Genomic DNA, 16945 nt, shown 5'->3' with positions numbered 1-16945 from the left:
GCGGACAGTAATGTGACGCGCATGAGTCGGTTCGTGGACACGCTCGTCGCCACCGCGGCGGGGCGAGGTCAGCAGCGGGGAATGGTCACCGGGGAGCCCAAGGAGCCGGTTCGGCGTACCTGGGCCGAGATTCACGAGCAGGCCAAGCGGGTCGCCGGAGGACTGGTAGCCGGTGGTCTGGAGCCGGGCAAGGCGGTGGCGGTCCTGGCGGCGGCGCCGTCGCTGATCGCGCCGACGGTGCAGGCCGTTTGGCTTGCCGGCGGCAGCGTGACGATGTTGCACCAGCCGACCCAGCGCACCGACCTCGCGGAATGGGCCGAGGACACCGTCCGCGTGCTGCGGATGATCGGGTCCGGCCTGGTTCTGCTCGGTGAACCGTTCGACCAACTGGCGCCAGTCCTCACCGAGCACGGCATCGCGTTCCAGGTGATCACCGAGCTGCTCGAAGCCGAGCCGCTGGCGGAGGCCGTGCCGACGGCCGAAGCCGACACCGCGCTCCTGCAGCTGACCAGCGGGTCGACAGCCGATCCGAAGGCCGTGCAGATCACCTACGGAAACCTGTACACGAACGTCAAGGCGATGGTGGACCGCGCCGAGTTCGACTTCGACGTCGATGTGATGGTTTCGTGGCTGCCCACCTTCCACGACATGGGGATGGTCGGTTTCCTGACGGTTCCGATGACATTCGGCGTCGAGCTGGTCAAGATCACGCCGCTCGAGTTCCTCTCGGGACCGTTGATCTGGCCGCAGCTGATCAGCAAGTACAACGGGACGACCACGGCCGCTCCGAACTTCGCCTACGCAATTGTCGGCAGGCGGATGGCCCGTGTCGATGACGACAACGCCTACGACCTGTCGAAGCTTCGGATCGCGCTGAACGGTGCCGAGCCGATCGACGAGACGGCTGTGCAGACTTTCGTGGACGCCGGGGCGCGGTTCAAGATGGCCGCCGAGTGCGTTTTTCCCGCATACGGCATGGCTGAGGCGACTCTCGCGGTTTCGTTCGCGCCGTTGTTCACCGGGCTGACCCTGGATGTCGTCGAAGCCGAGGCGCTCGAGTCGGACAACCGCGCGGTGCCGGTGCCTGAGGGCGACTCGCGGCGCGGATCCGATGGCGTTCGCTCGTTCGCGATTCTCGGGCCGCCGCTCGACGGGCTCGAGGCCGAGATCGTCGACGACAAGGGCACTGTGCTCGGAGACCGCCAGGTCGGGGAGATCCGCCTGCGTGGCGAGGCCGTGACACCGGGGTACCTGACCATGGATGGCCCGCTCGCGACACAGGACGAGAACGGCTGGCTGCTCACTGGCGACCTCGGCTACCTGGTCGACGGCATGATCGTGATCTGTGGCCGTCGCAAGGACGTCATCATCATGGGCGGCCGGAATCTGTACCCGACCGATATCGAGCGGGCGGCGACGTCGGTCGAGGGCGTTCGGGCGGGGAACGCCGTGGCCGTGCGGATCGACGCCGGCAGCCGCCGGGAGCGCTTCGCCGTGGTCGTCGAATCGAAACTGGCTGGAGACCCCGACACCGAGAAGGCGCTGGCGAAGGAGGTCGCGGCCAAGGTCCGCGACGCTGTCGATATGCGTCCGTTCGCGGTCGTGGTGCTTCCTGCCGGGAGCTTGCCCAAGACACCCTCGGGCAAGGTGAAGCGGGCCGCTACCGCCACTCAGTTCGCGGACAAGATCGCCAAGAACGCCGCGACCACCTGACACGAGAGGGCTGGACTCGCGAAGTCGCGGGTCCAGCCCTCTCGCAGCACCTCCCGTGGGTCAGCGGCGCCGCCAGAGCGGTTTACGGGTGTGGGTGTGTTCCAAGGCCGGGGCTATGTAGTAGCTCGCTGATTGCGAGATACCGGCCAGCGTGCTTTCGACGTCCCGGAGGAACGCATCGACTTCGGATGGGTCGTAGCCGCGTTTCGAAAGTGGTGCTTTGGCGAACGCCACATTGTGGACGTCCGAAACCGACAAGTCGTCGTCGCCGTCGAGCGTCGCCGCGACCCGTTCGAGAAAGGCGTCGACCGCGGGTTCGTAGTAGCCCCGGGCGCCGATCGGCGCCCGGTCGAACTGCCGGGTTCTCGCCTCGAACGCGGAAACGGGCACTAGCGCTCCTGCATGAAGTCGACAGGACCGCGGTCCGGGACGGCGCGTTCGGCGGTGGCTTGGTCCTCTTCACGCGCACCGGGGACGCCGAGCACGTGCTGGCCGGTCCGGTGGGCGAGTTGCTCTTCGATCTTGTCGAGGAAATCGTCGACTTCGCGTTCGTCGTAGCCGCGCTTCCCGATCAAAGGCCGCGAGAACATGACGTGGTGGACCTCGGCCGCCGTCAGGTCGTCCCGGTCCGAGATCGTGTCCGCGATCCGCTCCAGGAACGCGTCGACCTCGTGCTTGGCGTATCCGCGCCGCCCGATCGGGGCGTTCGGAAAGGTGGCGCCGGTGATGTCTTCGGCCGTAAACGACATGAAACTCTCTCCGGTTTCGGTGGGGAATGCGATCTCCGCATTCCGTCCTAACTGGTTTGAGAGTTCCCCGGAAGGGCTCCCGCTATTCCACGACTCGATCAGGGGCGTGGTGAAACGCCTTCGAGTGACGGGTTGTAACGCACCGCCATGTGAGCCGGTTCACCCGGCGTGGAAGGTGTTCTGGGCCGCCGCGAGGCCGGTGCTGATGAGCGCTTCGACTGCGTCCGCGCAACGATCGATTTCGAACGCGAGCTCTTTGCGTTCGACCGTCGAGAAGTCCTTCAGCACGAAATCCGCCGGATCCTGCCGTCCTGGAGGACGGCCGACACCGAAACGGACGCGGTAGTAGTCCTTGGTGCCGAGTGATTTGGTAATCGAGCGGAGACCGTTGTGGCCGTTGTCGCCACCGCCCAGCTTCATCTTGAGCGCGCCGAAATCGACGTCGAGCTCATCATGGACGACTACGACACCGGCCGGGGGGATCTTGTAGAACCTGGCGGCGCCGACGACCGGGCCGCCCGAGAGGTTCATGTACGACCGAGGCTTGGCCAGGACCACTCGATGCCCGGCGAGCCTGCCTTCGAGGATCTCGGCGCCGCTCTTGTGGGCTTTGAACTTGCCGCCGACGCGGCCGGCGAGCTCGTCGAGCACCATGAAGCCGACGTTGTGCCGGTTGCCTGCGTACTGGGGCCCGGGATTGCCGAGGCCGGCGAGCAGAATCTGCTCGCCGGCCCCGGGAAGTACTGCTTCTGTCACACGAGTGACTTTATTCGGCGTCCTCGGCGGGGGTCTCCTCCGCCTCGGCAGCGGGCTCTTCGCCCTCGAGCGCGGCCTCGGACGGCGCCTCGTTGACGGCGACGACCAGCGCCTCGGGGTCGGTGACCAGAGTGGCGCCCTTCGGCAGGGTGACCTGCGAGGCGAGGATCTGGGTGCCGGCGGGGACGCCTTCGACCGAGAGCTCGACCTGCTCCGGGATGTGCAGCGCCTCGACCTCGATCTGGAGGGTGTCGAGGTCGGTGGTGACCAGGGTGCCCGGGCCCGCGGTGCCGGTGACGACGACCGGGATGTCGACGGTGACCTTCTCGCCGCGGATGACGACCAGCAGGTCGACGTGCTCGATGTAGTTCTTCAGCGGGTGGACGACGATGGTCTTCGTCAGCGCCAGCTCGCTCTTGCCCTCGAGGTCGAGGGTGATGACGGCGTTGCTGCCGTTCTCACGCACGACGCGGGCGAACTCGATGGCGGGCAGGGCGTAGTGGCGGGGGTCCGAGCCGTGCCCGTACAGCACCGCGGGGATCTTGCCGGCGCGACGCGTACGACGCGCGGCACCCTTGCCGAATTCGGTGCGGGGCTCGACGGACAGGCGTACCTCGGACACGGTGTAGCACTCCTTCAATTCACCAACATGTTCAGCGAAATCATGCTGAGGTGGGGATGGTTCGGGGCGGTTCGGGTGTTCGGCGGCGAATTCCACAGGCGTGCTCGATCGCGTGTGGCCACTCAAGCCGCCGCGTCGATCACGTCGGGCACCAGGTGCTCACGGAACCCGCCTCGCCGAGACCGGGAAAGTGTAGACCAACCAGTTGGACGGGGGTCCCGCCGGGTGGCTCGTTCAGGTGACAAGTCGGTGACAGCTGCTTCGGGAACCCGCGGATGCGGTGGTGCGCGACCCCTTTTCTAAGGTGTGATCTCTTGCAAGCCAAACCCAGGGAGCGGGCATGCCGGCACGACGGTTGAGGATCGGCGCGGTCGCCGTCTTGTGCTGCCTCGTGGCCGGCTGTGACGTCGCGATCGACGGCGCGGCGGGGATCTCGCCCGCCGAGCAGCAGCGGGTCGACAGGCGCACGGAGCAACGTGGCGCTGTCGAGAGTGCGTTGAAGGCGCTCGAACAGGCTCCGGCGGTTGTCTACAAGTCGACCATCAAGGATGCCGCGGGCAAACCCGCCGAATTGCTGTTCCGGATCACGCGCAACGGCAGCGCGCACGGTGCGCTGCCGGTCGACGGCCAGACCATCCAGGTCGTTTCGGCCGACAACCAGCTGTACCTCTCGGCGACGCCTGAGTACTGGAAGGCGCACGGGCTCGGCAACAGCGACCAGTACGGCACCAACTGGGTCCGGACGGACAGCACGGATCTGCCGGTGAACGCCGTCGAGGTGCTGAACCCGCGCAAAGCGGCTTCGACGCTCCGGGCCGCGGTGTCCGCGATGAACCGGCTGACCGATCCGGTCAAGTCGAAGTTGCCTGACGGGACCGAGGTCTACGACGTCGGGAGCGGGCTCGGGACATTGCGGGTGACCACCGCGGCGCCGCATCGCGTGATCAGTTTCGCGCCTTCCCTCGTCGACGCGGCGGGCGGGAAGACGCTCGGTGCAGAGATGCGGGTCGAACCGCTCGCCGGGGAATCGCTCAAAAAGCTGCAGACCGATCTGGACGGCGCGATCGGTGGGGTCGGGCAGCCGTTCGACGCGCTCACCCAGGTCAGTGTCAGCGTGGTCAACGACAAACTGGACTGCACGGATTTCGTCGGGAACTGCCGGGCGACCATCGACGTCGCCAACACGGTCATCGGCGGCGCGAAAGGGACGCCCGTGCACTTGATGCTGACCGTCGAGTTCACCGCCCAGTCCCTCGGCGCCCAAAGCTGCACGGCGGACGCCAACGCGGCCCCGGACACGACGACGAGCATGACCTGTGAGGTCAAGTTCAAACTGCCGAATCGGAACGCCAGCTATCAGGTTCTGGCGAAGCCATCGGCTCGTGGTGAGGTCCGGGCCCCGGTCGATGTCAACGGTGTGCGTGAAAAGCTCAAGTCCGAGTTCGCCACGCTGGGCGGCTGACCTGCACACTCACCTCGGGGTGCGTTGCGTACGTTGAAGTAGCCGATCTTGCGTTCTTACCATCGGCGTTCTAGCCGATGATGAGGAGAGACGCGATGGCGAAGCTGGTTGTTTTCGGAGGCACCGGATACGCGGGCGGCAAGATCACCGCCGAGGCGCGGAGCCGCGGTCATGAGGTCGTGGTGGTGTCGAGGAACGCCGAAGGAGAAGGGTCCCGGGCGGGGTCGCTGTACGACGAGGCATTCCTCGCCGAGGTCGCCAAGGGCGCCGACGTCCTGGTCATCGCGGTTCACGGGCAGGGTGGGCTGCTCGACGCGGTGCCCTCGATCGCCCAGGTCGCGAAGGACAACGGCGCACGGATCGGCGTGGTCGGTGGGGCCGGGAGCCTGCACGTGGCCGAGGGCGGGCCTCGCCTGATCGACACCCCCGAGTTCCCCGACGAGTACAAGGGCGAAGCGGGGTCTCACGCCAAGGTTCTGGAAGCGTTCCGCGAGCTTCCTGAGGACATCGACTGGTTCTACGTCAGCCCGGCCGCGGAGTTCGGCGCGTGGGCCGAGGGAGAGCGGACCGGGCAGTACCGGCTCGGCGGCGACGTCCTCCTGACCGACGAGAACGGTGCGTCGAAGGTCGGCGGTGCGGACTACGCGATCGCGTTCGTCGACGAGATCGACAAGCCGGCACACCGCCGTCAGCGCTTCTGCGTCGCTTACTGACCGGACAATGCCTTCACGACCGGCGCGAACGTTTCCAGCATCGGTTGGAACACCGTGATGTAGGAGAACCCGTATCGCTCGCGACGCTCCTGCAGTTGCCGGACGATTTCGTCGACGGTTCCGAACAGCAACTGAGGCGTTTCGAGCAGGGTGTCCACATTCAGGCCGTCCGGGTCCTCTTCATACCAGGACTCGGCGGCGGCGCGCCGGTCGTCGGTGACGACGACCCGCTGGACGAGCATGTTCAGTTCGGGATCCCTGCCGTTCGCGCCCGAACGGAAGAACGCGACACGTTCGTCCATCCGCTCGGCGTCGTCGAGTAGGAAGGTGCCGGGTGGTTTCCCGGGGGCCTGGCGCAGGCCCGCGAAACCGACGATGTCGGCGTGACGAGCGGCGAGGGAGAGCACGCCGTCGCTGTTGCCCGCGAGGAGCAGCGGTGGAGGCGTGACACCTTCCTCGGTGAAGTGTTCGCGCAGGTGGTCAAGGCTGTCGGCGAGGTATTCGATGCGCGCCTTGGCCGGAGTCCAGGGTAGGCCGGCGCCATCGAATTCCGACTTCATGTGGCCGGAGCCGAGGCCGAGATCGAGACGGTCACCGGTCATCTTCACCGTCGTGGCGACGTCGCGGGCGAAGAGCGCGAAGTTGTAGAAGGGCACGTTGGACACGAGGGTGCCTACGCGGGGCCGCTGGGTCACTGCGGCGGCCATCGTCAACGCCGGAAATGGCGAGTTCCGTCCTAGCCCGAGGTGGTCGGGCACGGAGATGACGTCGTACCCGAGGGCCTCGACGCGGAGGCATTTCGCGGTCCAGTCGGCACGGTTCTCGGCGCCCCACAGGTTCACACCGAACTTGAATTTCCCCATGAACGGCAACCTAGCCAGGCGGGGCACACCGGCGCGCCCCGTTTCGCGAGGAGCCGAAAACGCAGCAAGGGACCTTTGCTATCACTCTCCGAAAGAGAGCGGTAGCAAAGGTCCCTTGCTCCGTTGATCAGGCGTTGCCGTCGAAGAGGGACGTGACCGACCCGTCCTCGAAGACCTGCTGGATCGCCTGCGCCAGCAGCGGCGCGATGGACAGCACGGTCAGGCCCGGGAAGCGCTTCTCTTCCGGGATCGGCAGCGTGTTGGTGACGATGACCTCGCGCGCCTTGCAGTTCGACAGCCGCTCGGTGGCGGGGTCGGACAGGATGCCGTGGGTCGAGGCGATGACGACGTCGGACGCGCCTTCGTCGAGCAGGGCCTCGGTGGCCTTCACGATCGTGCCGCCGGTGTCGATCATGTCGTCGATCAGCACGCACAGCTGACCGCGGACCTTGCCGACGACGCGGTTGGCGACGGCCTGGTTCGGCTTGTCGGGGTCGCGGGTCTTGTGGATGAAGGCGATCGGCCGGTCACCCAGCTGCGCCGCCCACTTCTCGGCCAGCCGCACGCGGCCCGAGTCCGGCGAAACAACGGTGATGTTCTCGCCCTGGTAGGTCTTGTTGATGTGTGCGGCCAGCACGTTCTGGGCGAGCAGGTGGTCGACGGGGCCGTCGAAGAAACCCTGGATCTGCGCGGTGTGCAGGTCGACGGTCATGATCCGGTCGGCGCCGGCGGTCTTGAACAGGTCCGCGATCAGGCGCGCGGAGATCGGCTCGCGGCCCTTGTGCTTCTTGTCCTGCCGCGCGTACGGGTAGAACGGCATGATCACGGTGATCCGCTTGGCGCTCGCCCGCTTGAGGGCGTCCACCATGATCAGCTGCTCCATCACCCACTCGTTGATGGGCGCCGGGTGGCTCTGGATCACGAACGCGTCGGTCCCGCGCACAGATTCGTTGAACCGGACGAAGATCTCCCCGTTGGCGAAGTTGTGGGCGGTCTGCGGTACGACCGTCACGTTGAGGTGCTTGGCCACCTCCTCCGCGAGCTCCGGGTGTGCGCGCCCGGAGAAGAGCATCAGGTTCTTCTTCGGTGTGCCGGACTTCGAACTCATGCTGGCGACTCCCCGTCGTTTCCCTTATTTGAATCGGACACGGCGGTTGTGTCCTGCTTCGCGGCGGAAGCTGCTTCCGCCGCGGGTGTGCCCGGCCTGCGCCGGGACACCCAGTCTTCGATGTTGCGCTGCGGCCCGGTCGACACGGCGAGCGCGCCCGGGGGCACGTCTTGCCTGATCACGGTGCCCGCCCCACTGTAAGCGCCATCGCCGATGGTCACCGGGGCGACGAACGTGTTGTCCGCGCCGAGCCGTACATGGGAGCCGATCGTGGTGTGGTGCTTGTTCACGCCGTCGTAGTTGACGAACACGCTGGAACAACCGATGTTGCTGTTCTCGCCGATGGTCGCGTCGCCGACGTAGGTCAGGTGCGGCACCTTGGTCCCGGCGCCGATGTCCGCGTTCTTCGTCTCGACGAACGCGCCGAGTTTGCCCTTGGTCCCCAGCTTCGTGCCAGGACGCAGGTAGGTGAACGGGCCGACCTTGACGCCGTCGCCCAGTTCCGAATCGGAACCGTGCGTCCGCACGACCGACGCGCCCGCGCCGACCGAGACGTTCTCCAGGGTGCTGTCCGGACCGATCTGCGCGCCCTCGCCGACCGACGTCGAACCCTTCAGCTGCACGCCCGGTTCGATGACGACGTCGCGCGACAGGGTCACGCCCGCGTCGATCCAGGTGTTCGACGGGTCGACGACGGTGACGCCCGCCCGCTGCCAGCCGCGGACGATGCGCCGGTTCAGTTCGGCGCCGAGCACCGAGAGCTGCACGCGGTCGTTGACGCCTTCGGTCACCCACGGGTCGTCGATGACCAGTGCGCCGACGCCCTTGCCGTCGCCGCGGGCGATGCCGAGGACGTCGGTGAGGTAGAGCTCGCCCTGTGCGTTGTCCGTCGAAAGCTTCGAGAGCCCGTCGACCAGCACCGAAGCGTCGAACGCGTAGACGCCGGAGTTGATTTCGGAGATTTCGTGCTGTTCGGGGGTGGCGTCCTTCTGCTCGACGATCGAGGTGACGACGCCGTTTTCGTCGCGGACGATCCGGCCGTAACCGGTCGGGTTCGCGACGACCGCGGTCAGCACGGTGACCGCGTTGCCGGTGGAGTTGTGCTCCGCGACCAGGGAAGCGAGGGTTTCGGTATCGAGCAGCGGGACGTCGCCGTAGCTGACGACGACGGTTCCGGTCAGCCCGCCCGGCAGCGCCGAGAGCGCGCACGAAACGGCGTGCCCGGTGCCCTTCTGCTCCTCCTGGACGGCGGTGACGACGTCGCGGCCGAGCGCCTCGCCGACCTTCGCCAGCTGCGCGCCGACGGAGTCGCGACCATGGCCGATGACCACGACCAGGTGTTCCGGGCTCAGCCCCGCGGCGGCGCGGACCGCGTGCTCGACCAGAGAGCGGCCGGCGATCGGGTGCAGAACCTTCGGAGTGGACGAACGCATGCGGGTGCCCTCACCCGCGGCGAGGATCAACGTGCTCAGCGGGCCGGTCACGGCGCTCCCAACATTTCACCAACGGTGGTTGTCGGGCATTGATCCTACGTGGGCTGCTCGGCGTCCCACGCGGGGTCGGTCGGAGCATCCTCACCGGGCCATCCGGTCACCGGATCGATGGCCATCGAGTTCACCGACGACACCTGGTTCCCGCCGCCACGTTTCGCCTGGTACATGGCCGCATCGGCACGTGCGAGGACCTGTTCGGCGCGCTCCTGCGGCCGGAGCGAAACGAGCCCGACGGAGAGGGTGACGCCGTGCGAAAGGTGGTGCGGCAAAGATGCGACGGCATTCACAGAACGACCGAGCGCCTGCTTCGCCGCGGAGGCCGGAGCCCCAGGTAGAAGCACGATGAACTCGTCGCCGCCGTACCGGGCGACGACGTCGTCGCCGCGCAGGGCGTCGCGCAGCGTGCTCGCGATGACACGGAGCACGTTGTCACCCTCGGCGTGCGACTGCTTGTCGTTGACGTCCTTGAACCCGTCGAGGTCGACCAGTGCGACCGCGAGCGGCTGGGCATCCGCGGACGACGCCAGCGAACGCAGCTTTTCGTCGAGCGCGCGCCGGTTCGGCAGCCCGGTGAGCGGGTCCTGCAGGGCCTGCTGGGTGATCGCGCCGTGCTCGGCGGACAGGCGTTCGTGTTCGCGGCGCGCGTTCAAGGTGGCGATCTGCGATTCCCGCAGCGACCACATCTCCGATTCCAGGATGGTCGCGTAGTCGATCAGCGACTGGCTCGCCCCGGACGCGTAGTCCGGGCTGGTGTCGAGCCTGGCCAGCTCGCGGGCCAGGTTCAGCCGCATCGACGGCAGCGAGCCTTCCTCGTTGTCCTCGCGGACCTCTTTGAGGACTTGCAGCGCGTCTTCGCGACGGCCGGCGTTGTCGAGACAGCGGGCGAGCGAAATGGCGATGATCTCGCGTTCGTGCGGGAACGCCAGTTCCGGTCGCAGCAGCGAGGACAGTCGATCGATATGCGACGTATCGGGCGAGGCCAGCGCGGCCGCCGCGGCGAGTACGCCGACCTGGTCGATCGCGGCCATGTCCTTCTTGCGCGGGAACAACGACTCGGTGAACGGGCCTTCGGCGGCCTGAGCCATCGACGCGGCGGTGCGGAACTTGTCCGCCCCTTCGTCGTAGCGCTCGATGCGTTCGAGCCGTAGGCCCCAGCCGAGCAGCATCTTGACCCGGTTGATCAGCTGAAGTGCGATTTCGTGCGGGCTCGCGCTGTCGCGGATCGCCTGCGCGGCGCGGGCGATCGCCTCCTCTGCCGCTTCGTAGACGCCGAGCTGGTTCAGGACCAGCCAGCAGTCGACCAGGGTCGTGGACAGCATCCGGTCCCAGCTGCGCCTGCCGACCTGGCGGTCCGGGACCGCGGAGTCGTCGAGGATGGCGAGCGCCCTGGCGATCTCGGTGAGGGCGGCGTCCTCCTGCTTCGCGATCACGAGACGACGACCGCGCAGCGCGTGCGCGTCGGCGCGCATCAGCGCGAGACCGTGGCGCCGGGTGTGCGCGAGCATCTCGTCGAGCCTGGGTTCGGCTTCGGGGGCGAGGCCTCGGGTGATCAGCCTGGCCACCGCGGAGTAGCGCAGCAATTGGGCGACCAGCAGGGGTTCGCCGCGGCGCTGTGTCTCGTCGAGGAGTTCGTCGAGGCTGGTGATGATGTCCAGCTGCTCGTTGAAGCTGACGCGCTGGATGGCCGCACCGAGTTCGCGCGCGCGACCGTAAAGCCAGGCGTCGGACATCTCCGCAAGCGCCGGCCGCCTGCCACTGGTCGTCGGGTCGATCGCGTCCTCGGTCAGCCGCACACACCCCCACCGTTGAAAACGCCGCTGGTCATCTGTTCGTCTGCTCCGCCGCCAGGATTCGAACCTGAACTGTCAGAACCAAAATCTGAAGTGCTGCCGATTACACTACGGCGGATCGATCCTGGTCAGGATAGCCATGCCGGAGACGTCCTCGCGCGACCGGGGGTTCCCTCACGGTCGCGGGCACTCCACAGGGGACGAAACCTCCTGTACCGTAACTTACGGCATCGTAGGTAAGGACACCCTTAGGCTTGCCTCAGGGCTGCACGGAGAAAAGAAGTGACTGCATGACGGCTACCCTCGACCGTTCCCAGACGCCCGCGAAGGGCCCCAAGCCGGTACTAGAAGGACATCGATCGAGCGGCGTGCAGCTCTCGGTCTACCTCGGGGTCGTCTTTCCGCTCGCCGCGCTGCTCGCGGCCGTCCCGTTCGCCTGGGGCTGGGGACTGACCTGGGTCGACGTCGGTCTGTTCGTCTTCTTCTACGCGATCAGCGGGCTCGGTATCACCGTCTCGTACCACCGTTACTTCACGCACGGCTCGTTCAAGGCCAAGCCGTGGCTGCGCGTCGCGATGGCGATCGCCGGCAGCATGGCAGTCCAGGGCCCCGTGATCACCTGGGTCGCCGACCACCGGCGTCACCACGCCTTCTCCGACCGCGACGGCGACCCGCACTCGCCTTGGCTGTTCGGCACCTCGCCGCTCGCCATCGCCAAGGGTTTCTGGCACGCCCACATGGGCTGGCTGTTCGAACGCGACCAGACCAACGCGGAGCGGTTCGCGCCGGATCTGGTGAAGGACCCGGCCATCAAGAAGGTCGACGACCTGTTCTGGCTGTGGAGCCTGCTCACCCTGGTCCTGCCCGCTGTACTGGGCGGGCTGATCACCTGGTCGTTCTGGGGCGCGGTGACCGCGTTCTTCTGGGCCGGGCTGGTGCGCGTCTGCGTGCTGCACCACGTGACCTGGTCGGTCAACTCGGTGTGCCACATGATCGGTGAGCGCCCGTTCGCCGCCCGCGACAAGTCGGCCAACTTCTGGCCGCTGGCGATCTTCTCCTTCGGCGAGTCTTGGCACAATCTGCACCACGCCGACCCGACCTCGGCCCGGCACGGTGTGCAGCGCGGCCAGATCGATCTTTCCGCGCGTCTCATTTGGATCTTCGAGAAGTTCGGCTGGGCCTATGACGTGCGCTGGCCGACTCCTCAGCGCCTCGCGCGCATCGCCGCTGAAAGCAAATAGCGAGGTCACGTTAGTCTTCTGCAATGGCGGGGAGACGGCGAACCAAACGTGAAGCGGTCACCGGGGCACGTCCAGTCGCTCCGGTGGCCCGGGTGCGGATGACGGGGACCGAGCGCAGGCAGCAACTTCTCAATGTCGCCAGAGCCCTTTTCGCGGAGAAGGGTTTCGAAGGCACTTCCATCGAGGAGATCGCGCATCGGGCGAACGTCTCCAAACCGGTGGTGTACGAGCACTTCGGCGGCAAGGAAGGCATCTACGCGGTCGTCGTCGACCGCGAGACGCAGTTACTGCTCGACCGCATGGTCTCCACCCTCCACGGTGGACATCCGCGGGTGATGCTGGAGCAGGCGGCGATCGCGTTGCTCTCCTACGTCGAAGATTCGCATGACGGCTTCCGCATTCTCGTGCGGGATTCGCCGGTCGCGAGTTCGACGGGCACTTTCTCCACGGTGCTGAACGACATCGCCAGCCAGGTCGAGCACATCCTCGCGCAGCAGTTCGCCGCGAGGGGTTACGACGAGAAGCTGGCCGCGCTCTACGCGCAGGCGCTCGTCGGCATGGTCGCGCTGACCGGGCAGTGGTGGCTCGACGCCCGCAAACCGAAACGCGACGAGGTCGCCGCGCATCTGGTCAACCTGGCCTGGAACGGTTTGTCCAATTTGGAGCACAAGCCGAAGCTTCGGCTGTACTGAGATCTGCGTCGCGTGGCAGTAACGTTTGCCGATCGGTGAGCGCTGTGTCCCCCACAGAGATCATCAAACTGGGGGAAGCACCGTGGAGAACCATCCCGCGCCCGCCGTGGAACAGATGGTGCCGCAGAAGAGAACGTGGCTGAAGCCTGTCATCTGCCTGGGTATTTTAGCCGCCATCGTCGTGCTCGGGATCTTCGTCGAGAATCCGTTGACGGCGTCGCGTACCGAGGTCGGCGCCTGTCTCAAGGGTGACGTCGACAACGCGGAAAGTATCAAGAACGTCGATTGCGGGACGCCCGACGCGAACTTCAAGGTCGTCGGGAAACAGGGCGGAAAGTCCGAAATCGGGCTCCAGCTTTCGGGCGCAGCCGAATGCGACGAGTACCCCACCGCAGACCTCTACTACTTCCAGGGCAAGAAGACGGCTACCGACGGCATCCTGCTTTGCCTGGAAAATCTCAAGAACCCGGGCGCTCGACTGCCCGCCGTCGGTGACTGCCTCCCCGGGGATGCCTTCGCGGCGAAGAAACTCGAGACGGTGGACTGCGCGGGAGCGCACTTCAAGGTGCTCGCCATCGAAAGGCAGTCCGGGCTCGCTCTGGAGAGCTCGGCTTGCGCCTCGGTGCCGTCGACGGACATGAAGCTCACCTCGCACTCGGGCACGGGAGGGCTGATCCCGCGCGACCGGGTGCTGTGTCTCGACGAACTGAAGTAACTCGTCAGCGCAGGAGGCCGGTCTCCAACAGGTGGTCGAAGATGATCTTGTCCACCGCGGAGACCCGGTCCCTGTCCTCGTAGCCCAGCCACGCGATTTCCTCGATCTCGCTGCTGGTCGCGAGCGTTCCGCTGAACTCGGCGGTGTAGCAGGTCATCCGCACCACGACGTCCGACGCGTGCCCGTCGGCTCGGGCTTCGAAGATCCCGGCGGGCGCGATGCTCGCCGGGGCGATCTCCACGGTCAGTTCCTCGCGGACCTCGCGGACGAGTGTTTCCGTGTCGGATTCGCCGGGTTCGCGTTTCCCGCCGGGCAGGTAGAACACGGACTTCCCCTGCGAGCGGGTGCTCAGGATCCGGCCGTCCCGAAGGTGGAGCCACGCGATCTTGTCGATCATGGTTCAGCCCAGCGCCGCGGCGGTCTCGACCGTCGTGAGCACCTCGCCCAGCCGCGGGAACACCTTCGTGATCGCGGATTCGTGGGAGATCGCGGCGATCCCGGCCATCGCGTCGGAAACGGCGATGGTCTCGTAATCGTGGTCGATCGCGGCGCGCAGCGTCGATTCGACGCCGTACTCCGTCGCGATCCCGCCGAGCACCAGCGTCTTCACGCCGAGTCCGCGCAGGAGTTCGTCGAGACCGGTGCCGTAGAACGCGCCGATCGTGTGCTTGGTGATCAGGTGCTCGCCGTCGCGCGGGGTCAGCTCGGCCACCAGTTCGCTGCCGGGCGGCTGTTCATCCACGCCCGGGCGGTGTGCCCGCACGTGGATGATCGGCGAGCCGGCCGCGCTGAAGGCGTCTCGCAGCAAGACGGCGTTCGAAACGACTTCGGTGCCTTCGAGGGGGACGGTCTCCAGCGCGACGATCCGCGTCTGGAGGTCGATCAGGACGAGCGCGGTCGTCGCCGGGTCGATCTTCGTCATGCGGGAAGCCTAGTGTTGCCTATGCTGGCCGTATGGGGCAGCACAGGGAAATCGTGATCACCGGCGGCGGGACAGGGATCGGTTACGCGGTCGCGGCGGCGTTCGCCGCGCAAGGCGAGCGGGTGACGATCACCGGCCGCCGCGAGCAGGTCCTCACCGAAGCGGCCACTTTGCTCGGCGCGAATCCGGTTCCGTTCGACGCGGCCGATCCGGACGCGGTGGAGCGGGCGCTGGCGGATCTGCCGGAGCGGGTCGACGTCCTGGTCAACAACGCCGGCGGCAACACCGACTTCCAGACCGGGCCCGCCGGCGATCTGAAAGCGTTCGCCGCGAACTGGCAGGCCAATCTGGACGCGAACGTGTTCAGCGCCGTGCTGGTCACCCGCGCCCTGCGGGACAGGCTCGCCGACGACGCGCGGATCGTCACCATCGGCTCGATCGCCGCCCACACCGGGGCCGGTTCCTATGGTGCCGCCAAAGCCGCGCTGGAAGCCTGGAACATCGACGTGGCCAGGGAATTCGGACCGCGCGGGATCACCGCGAACATCGTCGCGCCCGGGCTGGTCGGGGACACCGAGTTCTTCCACGGCAAGCTCTCCGACGAGCGCCGCGCGATGCTCGTCGGCAACACGCTGACCAAACGCGCCGGCGAGCCCGCGGACGTCGCCGAAGTCGTGGCCTTCCTGGCGAGCCCGGCCGCGCGGCACGTCACCGGCCAGGTCGTCCACGTCAACGGCGGCGCGCACCTCGGCCGCTAGGCCGTGTCCGGCGAGTCGAGTTCGCGGTCTCCACGCCCAGACGGCCCCTGACGGCATGGGCGGATCACCCGAGTACAACCCCGGTACGAGGGTGAACCGCCCGCGCCGTCAGGAACCGTCTGGATCACGAAGCCCATCGAACAGACTCACAGGACACGCGCTAGCCGCCCGGCGTGACGCGCAGCAGCTTGTCGTCCTTGCCTTCCGAGGTCGTCACGTAGAGAGAGCCGTCCGGCGCGCTGCGGACGGCGCGCAGCCTGCCGAACTTGTCGTCGAACTCGGGCGGCAGTGTCACTTCGGTGACGGCACCGGCGTCGTCGAGGCGGAACAGCAACAGCTTCTGCCCCTTCAACGCGGTCACGGCGAGCGAGCCTTCGAGCGCGCCCCACTGCGATCCGGTGAGGAACTCGGCGCCACAGATCGCTTCGGTGATCTCTCCGGTTGTCCACAAAGGACGGACGGCGTCCGGGAACCGTTGCGTGTCCGTCATCGGGACGCTTTCGTCGTAACTGGTTTCGGTGCCGCCCTTGGACGGGTCCCAGCCGTAGTTCGCGCCCGCGCGCTCCAGGTTGACCTCGTCGTCGATGGTCGGCCCGTGTTCGGCGGTGAAGACCTGCCCGGAGCCCGGCCGCACCGTGACGCCCTGGACGTTGCGGTGTCCGTAAGTGAACACGCGCTGCTCGTTCGGGTTCGCCGAGGAGATGAAGGGGTTGTCCGGCAACGGGCTCCCGGTCTTCGCGTCAATGCGCAGCACCTTCCCGCCGAGGCTCGTGCGGTCCTGCGGGAAGGCCGGGCGTGCGGTGTCGCCGGTGCCGACGAGCAGCGCGCCGTCCGCGCCGAAGGCCGGACGGCAGCCGGAATGCCTGCCGCTCGGGTTCACCGGCAGTCCGGTCAGCAGGTCCTTGACCTTCGTGGCGCTCGCGCCGTCCTCGGAAAGGCGCCAGGTGACCAGCCGGATGTCGACGGCGTTGTCGCCCTCCTTGTGGGTCTGGCACGTGATGAACTCGCGCGACGTCGCGAAGTCCTTGCTGATCACCATCCCCATCAGGCCGCCTTCGCCGCGTACGTGGACGTCGGAGAAGTTAGCGGTGACGTCGCGCTTCGCGCCGTTGTCGATCAGGGCCAGCTTCCCGGGCCGCTGGGTGACGAGGATCTTCCCGTCCGGAAGGAAGCCGACGTCCCAGCCGTGTTCGAGACCGGCCGTCACCTGCTCGACCTTCAGTGACGTCACGGCGGGCTTCGAGGTGACCGGTGGCGCGCTCTGCACCGGCTCACTCGACGCCCCGGAACAGGCCGTGACCAGCAAGGACAGGGATGCGATCGCGACGACGGCGGTAGTGCGCATGGC

The 16945-nt window shown here is 67.1% G+C and carries 18 protein-coding genes and 1 tRNA gene; 7 read left to right on the top strand and 12 right to left on the bottom strand.

The genetic code is table 11. The features are described 5' to 3' along the window. The first annotated feature begins 21 nt into the window (after nucleotides 1-21). A complete protein-coding gene (locus H5J31_RS00590; RefSeq protein WP_181770401.1) occupies nucleotides 22-1713 on the top strand; it encodes a fatty acyl-AMP ligase in 1692 nt (563 codons plus the stop codon). 60 nt (nucleotides 1714-1773) lie between these two features. Here the strand turns inward: H5J31_RS00590 and H5J31_RS40355 are convergent, their stop codons facing one another. The 4 genes from H5J31_RS40355 to H5J31_RS00570 form a co-directional block, all read right to left on the bottom strand. Beyond that, nucleotides 1774-2103, bottom strand: coding sequence for a DivIVA domain-containing protein (locus H5J31_RS40355; RefSeq protein ID WP_181770400.1), 330 nt, complete (start codon nucleotides 2101-2103; stop codon nucleotides 1774-1776). Further along, on the bottom strand, nucleotides 2103-2462 hold the full coding sequence (locus H5J31_RS00580; RefSeq protein WP_181770399.1) for a DivIVA domain-containing protein: 360 nt from the start codon (nucleotides 2460-2462) through the stop codon (nucleotides 2103-2105). Before H5J31_RS00580 ends, H5J31_RS40355 begins: the two co-directional genes overlap by 1 nt. A gap of 159 nt (nucleotides 2463-2621) precedes the next feature. Beyond that, the gene (gene pth / locus H5J31_RS00575) at nucleotides 2622-3218 is read right to left on the bottom strand and encodes an aminoacyl-tRNA hydrolase (RefSeq protein WP_181770398.1); all 597 of its coding nucleotides are present in this window, start codon (nucleotides 3216-3218) and stop codon (nucleotides 2622-2624) included. A 10-nt stretch (nucleotides 3219-3228) separates the two neighbouring features. After that, nucleotides 3229-3840: a 50S ribosomal protein L25/general stress protein Ctc gene (locus tag H5J31_RS00570; protein WP_181770397.1), complete on the bottom strand. Its 612-nt coding sequence runs from the start codon at nucleotides 3838-3840 to the stop codon at nucleotides 3229-3231. A gap of 340 nt (nucleotides 3841-4180) precedes the next feature. On the opposite strand from H5J31_RS00570, the gene H5J31_RS00565 reads away from it, so the two are divergent. Together H5J31_RS00565 and H5J31_RS00560 are read left to right on the top strand one after the other, a co-directional pair. After that, nucleotides 4181-5302 (top strand): hypothetical protein, encoded by a 1122-nt coding sequence (locus tag H5J31_RS00565; protein ID WP_181770396.1) that lies wholly within the window; start codon nucleotides 4181-4183, stop codon nucleotides 5300-5302. A 95-nt stretch (nucleotides 5303-5397) separates the two neighbouring features. Continuing rightward, nucleotides 5398-6015 carry an NAD(P)-dependent oxidoreductase gene (locus tag H5J31_RS00560; protein WP_181770395.1) on the top strand — a complete coding sequence of 206 codons (618 nt, stop codon included), beginning with the start codon at nucleotides 5398-5400 and terminating at the stop codon, nucleotides 6013-6015. Here H5J31_RS00560 and H5J31_RS00555 read toward each other — a convergent pair. The 5 genes from H5J31_RS00555 to H5J31_RS00535 form a co-directional block, all read right to left on the bottom strand. Further along, the gene (locus H5J31_RS00555) at nucleotides 6009-6878 is read right to left on the bottom strand and encodes a TIGR03621 family F420-dependent LLM class oxidoreductase (protein WP_181770394.1); all 870 of its coding nucleotides are present in this window, start codon (nucleotides 6876-6878) and stop codon (nucleotides 6009-6011) included. The two genes, H5J31_RS00560 and H5J31_RS00555, sit on opposite strands and share 7 nt — an antisense overlap. A gap of 127 nt (nucleotides 6879-7005) precedes the next feature. Then, a complete protein-coding gene (locus H5J31_RS00550) occupies nucleotides 7006-7986 on the bottom strand; it encodes a ribose-phosphate diphosphokinase (protein WP_181770393.1) in 981 nt (326 codons plus the stop codon). Beyond that, on the bottom strand, nucleotides 7983-9470 hold the full coding sequence (gene glmU / locus H5J31_RS00545; protein WP_181770392.1) for a bifunctional UDP-N-acetylglucosamine diphosphorylase/glucosamine-1-phosphate N-acetyltransferase GlmU: 1488 nt from the start codon (nucleotides 9468-9470) through the stop codon (nucleotides 7983-7985). The genes H5J31_RS00550 and glmU overlap by 4 nt, the downstream gene beginning before the upstream one ends. Before the next feature lie 44 nt (nucleotides 9471-9514). Further along, nucleotides 9515-11272 carry a GGDEF domain-containing protein gene (locus tag H5J31_RS00540; RefSeq protein WP_181770391.1) on the bottom strand — a complete coding sequence of 586 codons (1758 nt, stop codon included), beginning with the start codon at nucleotides 11270-11272 and terminating at the stop codon, nucleotides 9515-9517. Nucleotides 11273-11315: 43 nt separating this feature from the next. Continuing rightward, nucleotides 11316-11387, bottom strand: a tRNA-Gln gene (locus H5J31_RS00535). A gap of 172 nt (nucleotides 11388-11559) precedes the next feature. Between H5J31_RS00535 and H5J31_RS00530 the strand changes: the two genes are divergently transcribed. From H5J31_RS00530 to H5J31_RS00520, 3 genes are all read left to right on the top strand, one after another. Next, nucleotides 11560-12510 carry an acyl-CoA desaturase gene (locus H5J31_RS00530; RefSeq protein WP_181770390.1) on the top strand — a complete coding sequence of 317 codons (951 nt, stop codon included), beginning with the start codon at nucleotides 11560-11562 and terminating at the stop codon, nucleotides 12508-12510. A 98-nt stretch (nucleotides 12511-12608) separates the two neighbouring features. Further along, nucleotides 12609-13202, top strand: a complete 594-nt coding sequence (locus H5J31_RS00525; protein WP_037318732.1) for a TetR/AcrR family transcriptional regulator — start codon at nucleotides 12609-12611, stop codon at nucleotides 13200-13202. A gap of 82 nt (nucleotides 13203-13284) precedes the next feature. Continuing rightward, nucleotides 13285-13917 carry an LppU/SCO3897 family protein gene (locus H5J31_RS00520; RefSeq protein WP_181770389.1) on the top strand — a complete coding sequence of 211 codons (633 nt, stop codon included), beginning with the start codon at nucleotides 13285-13287 and terminating at the stop codon, nucleotides 13915-13917. A gap of 4 nt (nucleotides 13918-13921) precedes the next feature. On the opposite strand, the gene H5J31_RS00515 is transcribed toward H5J31_RS00520, so the two are convergent. Further along, nucleotides 13922-14314, bottom strand: a complete 393-nt coding sequence (locus tag H5J31_RS00515; protein ID WP_181770388.1) for an NUDIX hydrolase — start codon at nucleotides 14312-14314, stop codon at nucleotides 13922-13924. 3 nt (nucleotides 14315-14317) lie between these two features. Next, on the bottom strand, nucleotides 14318-14839 hold the full coding sequence (locus H5J31_RS00510; RefSeq protein WP_181770387.1) for an isochorismatase family protein: 522 nt from the start codon (nucleotides 14837-14839) through the stop codon (nucleotides 14318-14320). A 32-nt stretch (nucleotides 14840-14871) separates the two neighbouring features. On the opposite strand from H5J31_RS00510, the gene H5J31_RS00505 reads away from it, so the two are divergent. After that, nucleotides 14872-15597 carry an SDR family NAD(P)-dependent oxidoreductase gene (locus H5J31_RS00505; RefSeq protein WP_181770386.1) on the top strand — a complete coding sequence of 242 codons (726 nt, stop codon included), beginning with the start codon at nucleotides 14872-14874 and terminating at the stop codon, nucleotides 15595-15597. 160 nt (nucleotides 15598-15757) lie between these two features. Here the strand turns inward: H5J31_RS00505 and H5J31_RS00500 are convergent, their stop codons facing one another. Beyond that, entirely contained in the window at nucleotides 15758-16942 is a 1185-nt protein-coding gene (locus tag H5J31_RS00500; RefSeq protein ID WP_181770385.1) for a PQQ-dependent sugar dehydrogenase, read from the bottom strand. Nucleotides 16943-16945 lie beyond the last annotated feature (3 nt).

Origin of the sequence: Amycolatopsis pittospori (assembly GCF_013870525.1) — a bacterium.
In the GTDB taxonomy this organism is placed as follows: domain Bacteria; phylum Actinomycetota; class Actinomycetes; order Mycobacteriales; family Pseudonocardiaceae; genus Amycolatopsis; species Amycolatopsis pittospori.
Note: the sequence above shows the minus strand (reverse complement) of the source record. Positions and strands in the feature narration are given on the sequence as shown.

Coding starts and splice junctions, on each gene's coding strand:
- H5J31_RS00590 (WP_181770401.1), top strand. CDS start 22: ATGAGTCGGTTCGTGGACACGCTCGTCGCCACCGCGGCGGGGCGAGGT.
- H5J31_RS00580 (WP_181770399.1), bottom strand. CDS start 2,462: ATGTCGTTTACGGCCGAAGACATCACCGGCGCCACCTTTCCGAACGCC.
- H5J31_RS00565 (WP_181770396.1), top strand. CDS start 4,181: ATGCCGGCACGACGGTTGAGGATCGGCGCGGTCGCCGTCTTGTGCTGC.
- H5J31_RS00560 (WP_181770395.1), top strand. CDS start 5,398: ATGGCGAAGCTGGTTGTTTTCGGAGGCACCGGATACGCGGGCGGCAAG.
- H5J31_RS00555 (WP_181770394.1), bottom strand. CDS start 6,878: ATGGGGAAATTCAAGTTCGGTGTGAACCTGTGGGGCGCCGAGAACCGT.
- H5J31_RS00550 (WP_181770393.1), bottom strand. CDS start 7,986: ATGAGTTCGAAGTCCGGCACACCGAAGAAGAACCTGATGCTCTTCTCC.
- H5J31_RS00530 (WP_181770390.1), top strand. CDS start 11,560: ATGACGGCTACCCTCGACCGTTCCCAGACGCCCGCGAAGGGCCCCAAG.
- H5J31_RS00525 (WP_037318732.1), top strand. CDS start 12,609: ATGACGGGGACCGAGCGCAGGCAGCAACTTCTCAATGTCGCCAGAGCC.
- H5J31_RS00515 (WP_181770388.1), bottom strand. CDS start 14,314: ATGATCGACAAGATCGCGTGGCTCCACCTTCGGGACGGCCGGATCCTG.
- H5J31_RS00510 (WP_181770387.1), bottom strand. CDS start 14,839: ATGACGAAGATCGACCCGGCGACGACCGCGCTCGTCCTGATCGACCTC.
- H5J31_RS00505 (WP_181770386.1), top strand. CDS start 14,872: ATGGGGCAGCACAGGGAAATCGTGATCACCGGCGGCGGGACAGGGATC.
- H5J31_RS00500 (WP_181770385.1), bottom strand. CDS start 16,942: ATGCGCACTACCGCCGTCGTCGCGATCGCATCCCTGTCCTTGCTGGTC.